Annotated in this window: 14 protein-coding genes; 12 read left to right on the top strand and 2 right to left on the bottom strand. The window is 64.5% G+C overall.

Going from position 1 to position 12,697, the window contains the following annotated elements:
• Positions 1 to 143 precede the first annotated feature (143 nt).
• From ACQPWU_RS27760 to ACQPWU_RS27745, 4 genes are all read left to right on the top strand, one after another.
• Positions 144 to 1,166, top strand: coding sequence for a hypothetical protein (locus ACQPWU_RS27760; RefSeq protein WP_433444651.1), 1,023 nt, complete (start codon positions 144 to 146; stop codon positions 1,164 to 1,166).
• Positions 1,167 to 1,796: 630 nt separating this feature from the next.
• Positions 1,797 to 3,134 carry a hypothetical protein gene (locus ACQPWU_RS27755; RefSeq protein WP_433444650.1) on the top strand — a complete coding sequence of 446 codons (1,338 nt, stop codon included), beginning with the start codon at positions 1,797 to 1,799 and terminating at the stop codon, positions 3,132 to 3,134.
• Positions 3,135 to 3,198: 64 nt separating this feature from the next.
• A complete protein-coding gene (locus ACQPWU_RS27750) occupies positions 3,199 to 3,813 on the top strand; it encodes a hypothetical protein (RefSeq protein ID WP_433444649.1) in 615 nt (204 codons plus the stop codon).
• Positions 3,810 to 4,397 carry a hypothetical protein gene (locus ACQPWU_RS27745; RefSeq protein ID WP_433444648.1) on the top strand — a complete coding sequence of 196 codons (588 nt, stop codon included), beginning with the start codon at positions 3,810 to 3,812 and terminating at the stop codon, positions 4,395 to 4,397. The genes ACQPWU_RS27750 and ACQPWU_RS27745 overlap by 4 nt, the downstream gene beginning before the upstream one ends.
• Here the strand turns inward: ACQPWU_RS27745 and ACQPWU_RS27740 are convergent.
• Positions 4,384 to 7,056, bottom strand: coding sequence for an NACHT domain-containing protein (locus tag ACQPWU_RS27740; RefSeq protein ID WP_433444647.1), 2,673 nt, complete (start codon positions 7,054 to 7,056; stop codon positions 4,384 to 4,386). The two genes, ACQPWU_RS27745 and ACQPWU_RS27740, sit on opposite strands and share 14 nt — an antisense overlap.
• A 448-nt stretch (positions 7,057 to 7,504) precedes the next feature.
• Here ACQPWU_RS27740 and ACQPWU_RS27735 point away from each other — a divergent pair, with 448 nt between their 5' ends.
• From ACQPWU_RS27735 to ACQPWU_RS27710, 6 genes are all read left to right on the top strand, one after another.
• Positions 7,505 to 7,840 carry a hypothetical protein gene (locus tag ACQPWU_RS27735; RefSeq protein WP_433444646.1) on the top strand — a complete coding sequence of 112 codons (336 nt, stop codon included), beginning with the start codon at positions 7,505 to 7,507 and terminating at the stop codon, positions 7,838 to 7,840.
• A gap of 146 nt (positions 7,841 to 7,986) precedes the next feature.
• Positions 7,987 to 8,190 carry a hypothetical protein gene (locus ACQPWU_RS27730; protein ID WP_433444645.1) on the top strand — a complete coding sequence of 68 codons (204 nt, stop codon included), beginning with the start codon at positions 7,987 to 7,989 and terminating at the stop codon, positions 8,188 to 8,190.
• Positions 8,187 to 8,714: a DUF6879 family protein gene (locus tag ACQPWU_RS27725; RefSeq protein ID WP_433444644.1), complete on the top strand. Its 528-nt coding sequence runs from the start codon at positions 8,187 to 8,189 to the stop codon at positions 8,712 to 8,714. The genes ACQPWU_RS27730 and ACQPWU_RS27725 overlap by 4 nt, the downstream gene beginning before the upstream one ends.
• Positions 8,695 to 9,549 (top strand): helix-turn-helix domain-containing protein, encoded by an 855-nt coding sequence (locus ACQPWU_RS27720; protein ID WP_433444643.1) that lies wholly within the window; start codon positions 8,695 to 8,697, stop codon positions 9,547 to 9,549. The genes ACQPWU_RS27725 and ACQPWU_RS27720 overlap by 20 nt, the downstream gene beginning before the upstream one ends.
• Positions 9,530 to 10,012: a DUF6907 domain-containing protein gene (locus ACQPWU_RS27715; RefSeq protein WP_433444642.1), complete on the top strand. Its 483-nt coding sequence runs from the start codon at positions 9,530 to 9,532 to the stop codon at positions 10,010 to 10,012. The genes ACQPWU_RS27720 and ACQPWU_RS27715 overlap by 20 nt, the downstream gene beginning before the upstream one ends.
• Complete coding sequence (locus tag ACQPWU_RS27710; protein ID WP_433444641.1) at positions 10,009 to 10,149, top strand: hypothetical protein; 141 nt, start codon at positions 10,009 to 10,011, stop codon at positions 10,147 to 10,149. The genes ACQPWU_RS27715 and ACQPWU_RS27710 overlap by 4 nt, the downstream gene beginning before the upstream one ends.
• A 699-nt stretch (positions 10,150 to 10,848) precedes the next feature.
• Here the strand turns inward: ACQPWU_RS27710 and ACQPWU_RS27705 are convergent.
• Positions 10,849 to 11,370, bottom strand: coding sequence for a hypothetical protein (locus tag ACQPWU_RS27705; RefSeq protein ID WP_433444640.1), 522 nt, complete (start codon positions 11,368 to 11,370; stop codon positions 10,849 to 10,851).
• A 356-nt stretch (positions 11,371 to 11,726) separates the two neighbouring features.
• On the opposite strand from ACQPWU_RS27705, the gene ACQPWU_RS27700 reads away from it, so the two are divergent.
• Entirely contained in the window at positions 11,727 to 12,020 is a 294-nt protein-coding gene (locus ACQPWU_RS27700) for a hypothetical protein (RefSeq protein ID WP_433444639.1), read from the top strand.
• 62 nt (positions 12,021 to 12,082) lie between these two features.
• Positions 12,083 to 12,688 carry a hypothetical protein gene (locus ACQPWU_RS27695; protein WP_433444638.1) on the top strand — a complete coding sequence of 202 codons (606 nt, stop codon included), beginning with the start codon at positions 12,083 to 12,085 and terminating at the stop codon, positions 12,686 to 12,688.
• Positions 12,689 to 12,697 lie beyond the last annotated feature (9 nt).

The following is a 12,697-nucleotide window of genomic DNA, read 5'->3' as shown; positions in this document are numbered from 1 at the left end:
CTCCGTGGATCTGAGACGCTCCCGGGGGTTTCGTGGATCTTCCCTCCGGAAGTCGTTGCGAATCTTGAGCGACTCTGCAACTCTGGTCGTCCGCACCACCCGAAACCCCAGCTGACCAGCGGAAACGCCCACAAAGGAGCGGCATGGAAACCAGGCTCTACACCCGCACCAACCCCGCCAACGGGCAGATCGAGATCAAGCACTTCGCCATCGACCGCAAGGCGGAGCCGGGCGACTTTGGCCCCGTCTGGATGGCCCACTTCTACGGCACCGACGCCCCGGCCGACTTCTACGCCCCCGGCGACCACTACAGCCAGGTCGACGCGCTGGAGGTCGGCGACACCTGCTACATCGCCGACCTCGACGGCACCCTGGACGACTTCCTGCCGAGACTACGCAAAGAGCTCGACGCCGAAGGCTGGATCCTCCTCCCGCCCCGCGGAACCCGCTACCTCGCACACGCCACCGGCGAGGCGGGCAACTGGCACACCCTCACCGGTGAGCCCGTCACCGGCAACCACATCGTGGTCATCACCGAGGCCGAGCCCACCTGCGACGAGGACGGCACGCTGGAACTCGCCCCCACTAACCGCGTCGCCGCCGTCATCGACACCGGCGTCCCCGCCGACGAGCCCGCCCCCTACGTGGCCGAGCGGCTCGACCAGCACGGATGGCTCGTCGTCGGCGAGGGCGACCCCGCCGCCGACGATTTCGGCGGCGACGAGTTCCACGAGGTCGCCCCAGCCGACCCGGCCGCCGCCGTCGCCGTCGACTACGACGCCGGCCGCCCGGTGAGGCACTACGAGGTTGGGCGGCCTGTCCTGGACGAGCGGCGCTCGCTCGCCAGGGCGGTCGTGTGCGCCGTGCATGTCGCGGCCGAGGGCTTCGACGACTCCGACGCGTACGGCCTCACCCGCGACGACGTGCAGGAGATCCTCCTTCCGGCCTCCCGCGCGGCCGTCGACGAGCGGCTCGCCTTCGAGCAGGTCCCCACCCTCGGCGACGCCGACAGCGCGTGCAAGCAGCGGCTGTTCGCCGAAGCGTGCAGCGGGATCACCAACGCGGTCGCCATGATCCGCCAGCGGGCCACCTGCCGCTCCTGCGACGCCCACGCCACCACCCGCACCAAGAGCGGACAGCCCGCCTGCGCCAACTCTGGCCACTAGCACCATCTCGCTATCGGAATCGCTATCGACTTGAACGTCCAAAACCGTGCAGCGGCAAAATGCCGCACCGCTAACAGGGCGGACCTTGCAACTCTGCCCGATTAGAGGGTTTGCGATACCGGCGAACGAGCCACGCAAGTCCAAACATGACTATCGAGCCGGTAGCCGTGAGGGCAAGGCACAGAACAAGGGGAAGCGGCGTGAAGAGGGACAACCCGCTGAACAGCGCGAGGGGAAAGAGGGCCAGATCCAGTACGGGATGTTGCTGGGCCCAGCGCTGCAGTTCGAACCGCGGAACCCAACCAGCCACCGCAAGAGCTCCGTAAAACAGCCCAACAACAATACCTACCGCGATCCCATGCTTCTCGGTTCCCCACGTCGCCGCATGTACAGCCACAACGGCAAATAAGACAGTCATGATCCACCGGCGTAAAGGCCGACCGAATAAGGCGGGTTTGCTGGCGGACTCTCCGTAGTCATTCATGGGCCAAGTGTCGCATCAGTGTGAAAAATAAGCCACCGTCGTCACCTGCCACGGCGACGTCATTGCTCGCATCCAGTAACTACCGGATGGGCCCCCAGCAGGCCCACCTCCATCCGCTAGCGGAATCGCTAGCTGAAAGGTATGACATGATTCGTCCCCCGATCGAGCGCCCCAAGGTCGGCCGCGCCACCAAGATGACCGAAGAAGAATGGGCCGCCTGGCGCGAGCGGCAGCTTCTCGGCAACTCCTGGGCTGCCGCGTCCGCCCAGATCGCCGCCGCGGCGATCCGCGACAACCCCGCCCTGCTGGATGAGTTCCGGCTGTACGCGGCCCAGTTCCCGCACTACAACCGGCACACCCTCGCCAACAGCATGCGGCTGTGGGCGCAAGACCCCGACGCGACCCGCGTCCAGGGCGAGAAGTGGTGGCACGGCGAAGGACGTGAGCTTCGCGACGGCGCCGTCCCGGTGTGGATCGAGTCGCTCTACCAGGGCAACCGGCGCGAGGAACGCGAGAACCCGCAGACCGGCGAGACCGAGGAGATCGTCCGCCGCACCCGGGCCATGGTCGGCACCGCCGTGTACGACGTCTCCCAGACCCTCCCGAAGCAGGGCGCCGCCTGCACCCTGTGCCAGACCGAACCCGGGCAGGAATGCCCCGCCACCTGCCCGGTCTACCAGGGCGAAGCCGGCCACATCCCCACGCGCGGAGCCGTGCTGATGGAGGCGTTCAACCAGCTCAAGCTGGTCGGCGGGCTCGACCTCGAGGAGATCCTCGGCCAGCTCGGCGACGACCCGTACCGGGACGGCGACCGGGTCGAGGGCGTCAACTCGTTCGTCATCAGCGTCCCCAAGCCGGGCGGAAAGGGCACGCGGGCGTTGCGCGTGCACGTCTCCCACGACGACAAGGGCCGCACCCGCTACGCCGTCGTCAGGGTCGGCGTGTTCTGGATCGGCCTGGACGCGCTCGAATACGACCGCAGCACCTACGGCGGCAGCCGCCGTCCGGACTACCTGCGCGTGCAGTACGGCGACGACCCCGAGACCGGCAAGTACGAGTGCGACCAGGGTTACCGGTCCCGCCCGGGCGCGCCTGTCGTCAACACCATCACGCTCGCCGGAGACGGCGTCTACGACCCGTCCAACACCAGCGCCGACGGCAGGCACGGACCGTACGTCGGCAGGCCCGGCCGCTACAACACCGTCAGCGTGCCGGACAAGACCGAGCGGGCCGTGCGCGCCATCGTGCACCAGCTCACTCAGCACTGGCTCAAGCAGCCCAGCCTGGACGAGCTGCGCGACGCGCACGACCGCTACCACGCCCCCTCCCGCAAGGCCGGGCACGACCGCAAGGCCCAGCGGCTGCGCGAGCAGGTCGAGCAGCTCGCCGCCGAACTCGCCGAGCAGGAGGAGGCCGCCGCCGCCCAGGCCGCGCTCCTCCAGCAGGAGGGCGAGCAAGGCGAGCCGGTCGAGGCGAGCGCCTGATCATCCCTTACCTCGCGCGGTGGCCCACCCTGGGCCGCCGCACCCCCTTTCACACAGGAGAACCATGAAGCGCCTCCTCCCTCCCATGCCGCCCCAGATCGCGGCCCTGCCCCAAGAACGCGGCTTCCCCGTCCCGTGGGTCGCCGACTGGGCAGACGGCAAAGAGACCGTCGAGTTCGACCCGGTCTACGGCCGCATCCTCATCTGCGACTGCGTCCCCGGCGAAGGCCGCGCCACGCTCGGCATCAACTGCTCCGTCCGTCAGCGCCAGGGCATGCGCGACCGCCTGTGCGGCACCTGCGGCAACCCGCTCACCGGACCGATGGTCATGATCGGCGAGAAGGACATGCCGTACTCCCTCGAACCCGGCCTTCACCTCGACTGCGCGGTCTTCTCCCTGCTGGCCTGCCCGAGACTCCTCCACGCCAGCGAGCGCGCCGGAGTGGTCGTCCTGGACGGCTACACGCTGATGGAAGACCGGATCCTCGGCGTCCGCGACGGCGAGCTCGTCCGGAGCCTGCTGCCGCCCCTCCTCGGCGCCGTGTCCGGCGGCGCTCTGGCCTTCCTGGTCGCCGTCATCCCCGAGAACGCGCAGCGCTTCCGCAGCGCGGACTGGCTGGACGCGAACCGCCACGTCCTGACCGCCGCCTCGCCCACCCCTTCGGAAGGACACCAGTGACTCACGCCACCCATCTGCCGCTCGACGAGCTCGCCCGGCGCAGCGGCCGCCCGCGCGAGGCCCTCATCGAGGAGGCGCTTCCCGGGCTGCCGACCGGCGTGCACAACATGCTGCGCCGCAACGACGTGCACACCCTCGGCGACCTGCTCGACCGGGGAGAGACCGGCCTGGCCGAGATCCACTACTTCGGGGGGCGCTCCCTGGCCCTGGTCAAGGCCGCGCTGATCCGCAGCCTGCCGTCCATGGTCACTCCAGAGGATGCGGCCCGGATCCTGCGCAGCATGCTGGACCAGGGGGAGCTGTTCACCCGCCTCAATAGTGACGGCAGCACACTCGATGTGCGCTCCGGACGCGCCAACGAGTTCCCCGCGAGGTCGATCACGCACGTCACCGTCAACGCGACGGCGGAGGGCTCGCAACGCGATAGCGCCCCCGACGCTGCCCGGCCGCGACGCCGGACCGCCCCGCGTCATGCGCTGCGCTCGAATCCTGCTACGTGGATGAGAAACCAGAAGCTCTACGAACAAGTTCCGCCGGGACAAAGGCAACCGTCTATTAGAAGGACTCTCTTCAGTATAGTTTAATTTCCAGATTGGAGCCCGACCCGAGAAGCTCTTGGTTGACGATAAAGCGGTGGAAATAGGCCAGCGATTCCCGGGGAGAGATTCCATCGGCCTCTCTGTAGCTAGCGCTTGATCCGAGCGGAAAGAAAACAGTAATTTCCAGATCCCTTCGGCCAGCAAAAGGCATGAGGTCGATTACGCCGGTCGCGCTAATTTCGAGAGACTCGACTCCTTGCATTTGAGCAAGCGGCTGTAGATCCGGAAGTGCACCGGGAGCTGTGCAGTGGATATGTGGGATGCCGTGGAGGGAGGTTAACGCGTCAGCGCATTCGGGTAGCGCGGTTAATAGCGCTTGAATTATGTCCCGGTTAGGTTGGAGGACTTCGCGAGCGAACTCGACCGGATCAAATGAGGTCCAAAATGTTACAAAAAAAGGAGTAGCAGCTACAGCCGGAACCTGCCTAACGACTCGCTTTGCCATGGGCAGGGCACCTTCGAATTTGGTGCCAAGCAGCACTCGCAGTACTCCGGCTGCAGCCTCTATGTCGAACACATCTATATCAGACAAGAGATCAATAGCAATATCGCCCGCAGCGATGAGTACTTGCTCATCGGCTCGAGTTCGAGGAGGCAGAAGCCGAGAGGCTGCCATTTTCACTAGTTCCAGCACTTCTGATGGCAGTCGAGGAGATGTTTCTAGGCAGGCGAGAGCCATGAGTCCCCGTGAACGAGTTTTAGTGCGGTCTCCTCGTATAGGACGCAGCAAAGCTTTGAATATGCGTTCCCTTTGTTGAGGAGTAGCGTGGCCAGCAGCCATCACTAGTGTCTGACTCCACTGTGGATCGAGAGCGTGATCGAGCAATTCCTCAATGGAATCGCCGTCAACTGCGGACTTAGCCGCCAGATACTCCTGGAAGGTTCTATGAATAAAGCCGACCGTTCCAACAGTAGGCTCTTGAAGCAATCCACTCCTAACAAGCAGACTTCGGTATATTTCTTGAGGTGTCATCGTTACCTTGTGAAGTGTGCTACTGGTCCGTGCAATTTGCTGCTCCACCCTATCTATCGCAGCGTCGGAAAGCTTATTGCGTAGCAGCCAGAAAGCAAGATCCTGTAGTATTAAGCGCCTTTCTGGGCGTCCTAGGGTTCCCAATTGCCTAATATTGCGCTCTGGATCTCTTCGTTCAAGCATGGCCAACGCAGCATCATAAATCCCCATCTTGTCGTGAGGCAACTCCGCGTGCCTATCGCGATAGAGAGCACAGATGAGGGCGCAGAGCAGTGGAGTTGTAGCCAGATTACCCAACTGACGCTTGGTGAGAATTTCGTGGATTAGATCTGATTCATACCCTTTTAGTAGGCTCTGCTCCTCTGCGTCGATGATCTCGCTACGCACCGCTGCATACCATTGACGTACGAATCCTTTGATGGCCTCTCCAGACATAGGTGCTAGCATGGTGCTCTTTATGTCGGAGTGCGCGAGCCAGTCGCTAGGTACTGCTCCTGGGCGCGATGTGACCACATAGCGGCAATTCGGATAGTCGATGGTGAGCTGGTGAAGCCATTGTCTAACTCGTTCGTGCTGATCTTCAGGAAGTTCATCAACGCCATCAATAAGGATCAAGCCTCTACCGGCAGCCAGAACTCTTCCCACCCAGCCCTCAGGCATATCATCTGCTACATGACGGCCAACGTGTAGTACGAACTGGCTGGCATCAGGGAGTTGCGCATCTACATAGTTTCTTAAGGGTATAAAGAAAGGCTCCAAGCCGCGCCATTCTTCAAGGCCGGCTGGAAAGTCATCCCGAGCTGCTCTCACAGCGAGCCACTGCAGCAGGGTCGTCTTGCCTGAGCCAGCCTGCCCTCTAACGAAAACACGCGACGAAGTCTTCAGGAGGGACTCAATCGACTTCGCGCCTTCTGAGATCAGAGCTGCGGGGTGATCCATCCTTCGAGACGTCTCTAGGCTCACGTATGCAAGAGTGAGTGGATACCCTCGGACTGTTGTATCAACCCCGAAAAGTCGAAGATGATCCAGGCGGGCTACTATTTGTCGCTTGTATGCGGTTGCGAACACATTATCAAGTACCGTCGCATCAGCTGTGACCGACTCCTTTATTTCCGCCGCTGGCAACCTGGCCAAGACTTCGTCTATCTTCTCAATGATGATAGTGTCTCGCCTCAGAAGCTCTATGAAGGAATTAGCGCTAAACTCGGGCAGGCTGGTCGTTAAGGAAATTATATAAGCGCAAGCCTCGCGAAGTATTTGATCATACATTTCGGCGCCTTGCTCGCTGAGATCGCGAGTCGCATTCCTGTCCCTTCTTTGAATGAGTCGCTTGAGCCGGAGGGCATCTAGATCTCTCTCGAATATCGCCTTATCTGTGAGATCCGCTTTTGTAATGGATTCGGCTACACCCGCTATAGCTGCAGCGCGTTCATTATCTGCGATACCCCTAAACTCCACTTCGATGTAATCCTCAAGTCGGCGAAGCACGCGCTCCTCAAGATCTTCTACCCAGCGTCGAGCTTTTCGTTGATTAAGTGCCCCGGTTACTCTGTCGCGAAAGTAGTCCGTGGTATCGGCCGTAACATTTTCAGCTAAAGCCGAATCGCCCACCCATATCTTGAAAGCAGTCTTCACCACGGCGCCGGCCAGCATAAGCACTATCTCGTTCATACCCGCCATGGTCACATGACTGTGTGCTCATGGGTAGCGCTTTGCGATGTTTTCGAGCAGTTCGTTCGCTCTGCCGTTGGCAATTATCCGATAACTGCCTAATCGCTCCTTATCTCCTTTATTGTCGGATATAGGGGTTTACGTTCCTTAGCCCCAGCCTCTGGAATCGCACAGCTACCACCTGTGGAGGCAACCGATGCGACGGCCTCCCGCACTGCTGCATGAGTCCGCTGATCGTCAGCGTGGCGCAGGCCAGAGGTCATCGAGCAGCGGCGGCGCAAGCTGGCCCGACGTTTCGCCGATCCCGCGTTCCGGCAGGCGTACAGGGACTTCGTCCGCAACCACCGGCCCGGCCGCTAGCAGTGAACTCGGGCCGGGCGGCGCACTGCGCTGGCCAGACGGCGGATCACCACTACGGTTCGGCCAGCCACTGAGTATGATCGCGGCTATGAGCGACCAGTTGGGCGAGCCGCTCACTCCGCAGGAGATCGAGGCGTTCCTGGAGCGGTACGCGGCGGGAGACCCGGTCGCCGAGATCGCGGCCGACTTCGACGTGAGCATCGGCACCATCGTCAGCTACGCCAGCGCGAGGAAGGTGCGGCGGCCGAAGAACACGGCGCGCCGGTCGCGGCACCACACGCTCACGGAGGAGCAGTTGGCCGAACTGCGCGTCGCTTACCCCGACCCGAACCGCCCGGTCGCAGAGATCGCCCGCTCCTTCGGCGTCACGGTGGGAGCTCTGGTGCGGATCGCGCTGGCCGAGGGCCTGCGCCGTCCCAAGTGATGGCGCAATCAGGCATCGTACGGGCTCCGTCCTCGGATGACGGAAGCCTTTCCGTCATCCTCCAGCAGCCCAGGGTATTGACGGCTCCTCACCGTCACATGAGGATCGAGGCGCGCAACAATCCGCAACTCGACAGGAGAGCGATCATGCGCCTCACGTTCGTCGCGAAGGATCCGGACAGCAACCCGACCCAGTCGCCGACGCTGTACCGGACAGACCGGGAAAGCTGGGTCGTGCAGGGCTGGGTCGTCACCGACCCTGACGCCCTCAAGCAGATGAACATCCCTGACGGAGAGACCGCGGTCGAGATCCCGGACAGGCTGGTGCCGTTCTTCCGGACGGACACGTGATCGTCTCGGACCAGGAGTTCGACGCGCTGCTGACCGGCTTCGACCATAGTGCCATCCATCTCGAGACTCGCGAGGCGTACGGCACGGAGATCGAGCTGCCGCACATGGCGAAGTGGGCCGCGGGGGAGCCGGACGACCTGGAATGGCTGCAGGGCTGGTGCGCGACGCTGCGCGAGCATGCCGCCGCCGGCCGAACGGTGCGCCGGGCCCGCCTCGTGTCCGAGCCGCTGAGCGACTACCAGCGCTGGTCCCACAGCATCGCCCACCCCATGGTCGAGGCGGGCGAGGACATCCGGTGGGTCCCTCGGCGACTCCTCACGGTTCCTGGCCACGTCACCATGCTGCCCGCGAACGACTTCTACGTCTTCGACGACCGCGTGGTGGTGTTCTTCACTTACGCCGGGAACGGCCTGGTCACCGAGAAGATCGGATCCACTGACCCGAGAGACATAGCCCTCTGCCGCGACGCCTTCGAGGCGGTCTGGAAGCTAGCCATCCCACATCGTGACTACACGCCCCACTAGCCCGGCCCGGCAGATCGCCGAGGAACTCGGCACTCGCCTACGGGAAATACGCACGGGCGCGGCCCTGACCGGCCGCGCCCTCGCCGCGCAAGCAGGCTGGCACTTCACCAAGGTCAGCCGGATGGAACACGGCGTGAAGATTGCCACCGAGGAAGAGATCCGGATCTGGTGCCGCATCTGCGGTGCTGACGACCAGGTGCCGGACCTCATCGCCACCGTCCGAGCCATCCAGTCGATGTACCAGGAGTTGCGTCGGCAGACCCGGGCGGGCATGAAGCGGCTCATGCAGGCGCCTGTCCCCCTGTACGAGCGGACCCGGCGGTTCCGCATCTACGAGCACAACGTCATCCCGGGCCTGTTCCAGACAGCCGACTACGCGCGGGCCATGCTCTCCTTCTGGTTCGGGTTCCTCGACGCTCCCAACGACCTCCACGCGGCCGTCGATGCCCGCATGGACCGGCAGCGCGTCATTCACGGACCGGGCAGGCGCTTCGACGTCATCTTGGAGGAACAGGCGCTGCGGACCTGGTTCGGGACCGCCGCCGTCCAGGTGGAGCAGCTGGAGCGGCTGCTGACGATCATGTCCCACCCGCACGTCTCGGTGCGCATCATCCCTATGATGATCGAGCGGCCATGTGTGGCGTCAGCCGGATTCTGGATCTTCGATGACGAGTTGGTGACGCTGGAGACGCCAACGGCCAGCCTGGAGGTCACCAGGCCCCGGGAGATTGAGCTCTACGACCGTATGTTCGGGCACTTGGCCAGCGTTGCGCTCATGGGCGCAGCCGCGCGCGGCCTGGTGCAAGCCGTCATAGATGAGCTCCACGCCCACTAATCGGCGCAACAAGTCGCAACTTTCTAGCCGTCGGTGGCCGACCATTCCTACGGTCCGTGATATGGACAGTCACGGGTCCGCAACCCCCACACCATCGCCCGCGTCGGGCGTCACGAGCAGGCCTGCCGGCGCCGCTTCCGTGACGCGGCGTCGGCAGGCCGAACCGGCAATCCAGCCCTCGGGCCTCAAGTGCGCGTGTCCGTCGTGGTGCGTCGAGGACCACGCCACCCAAGAGCCACTCATCCACCGCTCCGAGGCGCGCGGCGTGGCCCTGGTGCTCGAAGGGGCTGGCCTGTCGTACGTGCCGACGCTGCTCCTCCACCTGGAGGAGGAGCCGGGCGAGGCCGGTCCCGCCGTCGTGCTGCGCTTGGACGGGACACACGTCGCCTGCCTCATGCCTGGCGAGGCGACCAGCGCCGCACTGAGGATGATCGGACTCGTTGAGCAGGTGAGCGAAGGATGAGCGAGCCGCTGACCGACGCAGAGCTGGACGAGGTCCTCGCCAAGGCCCACGCCGAGCTGCTCGCATGGGTGGAACGCCACACACCACGCGCGCACATCGCCGAGTTCATCGCCCGGCTCACCGAGGAGCAGCGATGACGATTCAGCTTGGCGCACATCGCGAGGAACCTCCATCCGTGAACGAGAGCGTATGCGTGTTTTGTGACGTCGCGATCGTCAAGGTCAAATACGGGGGCATGGTTCCCACGGAGCACTGGGACGCTGTTGAGCGTCAGCCTGGTGTGCTCTTCACAATGGAGTGCCCGAAACGGCCACGGTCAGGCATGAGCAACGGCTCGTTTGATCTTCACGAGCCCCGATAGACTCCCCGGCCTGCCTGCGAATGGCGGCGGACCGGGGTCGGTGGCCCCGCACAGTCCACACCCAAGGGCGCATCCCTCCGGATGTGCGGGGCCACCTACTAAGCGGCGCGGCGGCGCTGCCCTTCGACCGGTCCCGCCGCCGCGCCTCTTGCCCCGCCCTTCCGGGTGGGCGGGGCAAACCTAGAGACTCCCCCGCCCGAGCTGACCTGGAGGACCTTCCCGGGCGGGGGTGCAGACGCCGTCCTCGGAGGGTGCTCCGCGCCGCCAGGCTGTCCGCACTGGCGTCGCAGCGGAGGTGAATTCCCCCTTCGGGGACGGCCTATCGCTTTCCAATCTGGGAGAAGCAGAAGGCACCGGCGGGAGTCGTCGGATCCTGGGCGCCAGCCCAGTCAGGGCTGGCCGGGGCGCGGGCGCGAGTCTTCGTCCCGTCGGGCACGACGAAGGGGTCTTATGTACGGACGCCGCCATCGGCGAGCTAGTCCTGGCGGGCGCTGAAGGGGATCTTCTTCTTGTGCAGCCAGATGTTCAGCGCCGTCTGGACGAAGTCTTGGGGGCCGTTGCCGGTGATGTCGCAGGCTGCGGTGAGGCGGGCGTCGGTGAGGGGAGTGATGCGTACCCCGAGTTGGCGGTCTTCGTTCTCTTCGGCGGTGCCGTAGCGGCGTTTCTTTGGGGTGCGCTCGCGGAAGGGGCGATCTTCCTTGGCGGGGACGGGGATGTCCTCGGGAACGCCGACCGCTGTGGCGTAGTCGTTGATCGCCTCGTGGGCGATGGCCTGGGGGCCCATGCCGGTGCGCTCGACGGCGGCGGTGAGGCGCTCGTCCATGTCGCGGGGGACGCGTACGTTGAGCGGGTACATGGTCTTCGGCTTGCCGATGCGGCGCGAAGTCGCTGGCGGTTTCGTCTTCGTGGTCGTGGCCGGCGCTGGCTTCGCGTGTTCGCTGAACTGCGCCTCGGGCACGGCCTTGCCGCGAGTTGCCGCCTTGCCTGTGCTGGCCATAAGGGTCCGTCGCCTCCGCTGCCGGTGTCCATTCGCGCCTCCAGTCTTCTGGCATTGCGCACTTTGCGCAACTGTGGTTGCTCGCGGGAGCGCTAGCGTGTCCCGTGATCAGCACGACCGCTCACGCGCTTCCGAGACAGTCTCAGGAGCGCTCATCCCGCGTTCCCCGAGGTGATCGACCCGACCACATCCCCGTACGCTCTGAGAGCGTCTGAGACCCCCACAGAAGTCGTTGCGGATCCGCATGGACTCTGCAACTCTGGACACCCCACCGACCCCCGCACCACCCCAGCAGGGGAATAGGGGACTGCAATCTCGCTAGCGAAATCGCTAGCCTCACCCGAACGGAGCCGCACGTGCACGACATGATGGCCGCCATCCTCGGCGACCTCGACCCCGACACCGCCGCCAACCGCATCGCCCTCAAGCAGATGGTCACCAGACAGATCACCTGCCCCAAGACCGGCGTCGTCCTCGACGTCCGCCAGGCCGTCGCCTGCACCCTCCGCAACCAGGACGGCAGCCACATCATCTGCTTCGTCTTCGAGGCCGCCTACTGGGACGCCAACCGTGCCGAGATCGACAACGCGGCCGCCGCGATCAACTCCACCGTCGAGGTCCTCGACGGCCGCGTGCTCTTCGCCAACTGACCGTCACCCTCGGCCCGGCCGAACGGCCGAGCCGACCCTCCACCCCCTCGAAAGGGACCGACATGCCCAACCAGAACCGCCGCCTCCTCGCCGTCATCATGGACCGTTCCGGCTCCATGGCGCGGGTGAAGCACGACGCCGAGGGCGGTCTCCTGACGCTCCTGCAGGAGCAGAAGGCCAACCCGGCCGAGACGCTCGTCTCCCTCTACGATTTCGCCCGCGAGCACAGCGTCGTGTACGAGTACGCCGCCCTGGACGACGTCCCGCTCTACGAGCTGCGCCCTTCGGGCAGCACCGCGCTGCTCGACGCGATCGGCATCACCATCAGCCGCATCAACGAGCAGCTCGACCAGATGCCCGAAGGCGAGCAGCCTGGCGAGATCAGCCTCGCCATCCAGACGGACGGCGAGGAGAACTGGTCCAAGCGGTACAACCTCGCCCAGGTCAAAGCGCTCATCACCCAGCAGCGGGCGAAGGGCTGGAAGATCGTCTTCCTCGCCGCCGACCAGGACGCCATCACCGTCGCTGGCCGGATGGGCATCGACCCCGACATGGCGCTGTCGTACGGCTCGAACAAGACCGAGGAGTCACTGACCCGGGCCGGGCGGATGCTGTCGCGCGGCGGTGGCGGGTTCACCGACGACGACCGCAACGCCACTAGCTACTAACCCCACAGC

The sequence above is a fragment of the Nonomuraea sp. CA-141351 genome (assembly GCF_050944675.1).
Lineage (GTDB): Bacteria > Actinomycetota > Actinomycetes > Streptosporangiales > Streptosporangiaceae > Nonomuraea.
The sequence above is the reverse complement of the archived record's forward strand: the minus strand, read 5'-3'. Positions and strand labels throughout refer to the sequence as shown.

What these genes read in the sequence shown, in the direction of transcription:
- ACQPWU_RS27695 (WP_433444638.1), top strand. Translation starts at nt 12,083, where the DNA reads ATGCCCAACCAGAACCGCCGCCTCCTCGCCGTCATCATGGACCGTTCC.
- ACQPWU_RS27755 (WP_433444650.1), top strand. Translation starts at nt 1,797, where the DNA reads ATGATTCGTCCCCCGATCGAGCGCCCCAAGGTCGGCCGCGCCACCAAG.
- ACQPWU_RS27710 (WP_433444641.1), top strand. Translation starts at nt 10,009, where the DNA reads ATGAGCGAGCCGCTGACCGACGCAGAGCTGGACGAGGTCCTCGCCAAG.
- ACQPWU_RS27750 (WP_433444649.1), top strand. Translation starts at nt 3,199, where the DNA reads ATGAAGCGCCTCCTCCCTCCCATGCCGCCCCAGATCGCGGCCCTGCCC.
- ACQPWU_RS27705 (WP_433444640.1), bottom strand. Translation starts at nt 11,370, where the DNA reads ATGGCCAGCACAGGCAAGGCGGCAACTCGCGGCAAGGCCGTGCCCGAG.
- ACQPWU_RS27715 (WP_433444642.1), top strand. Translation starts at nt 9,530, where the DNA reads ATGAGCTCCACGCCCACTAATCGGCGCAACAAGTCGCAACTTTCTAGC.
- ACQPWU_RS27740 (WP_433444647.1), bottom strand. Translation starts at nt 7,056, where the DNA reads ATGAACGAGATAGTGCTTATGCTGGCCGGCGCCGTGGTGAAGACTGCT.
- ACQPWU_RS27730 (WP_433444645.1), top strand. Translation starts at nt 7,987, where the DNA reads ATGCGCCTCACGTTCGTCGCGAAGGATCCGGACAGCAACCCGACCCAG.
- ACQPWU_RS27760 (WP_433444651.1), top strand. Translation starts at nt 144, where the DNA reads ATGGAAACCAGGCTCTACACCCGCACCAACCCCGCCAACGGGCAGATC.
- ACQPWU_RS27735 (WP_433444646.1), top strand. Translation starts at nt 7,505, where the DNA reads ATGAGCGACCAGTTGGGCGAGCCGCTCACTCCGCAGGAGATCGAGGCG.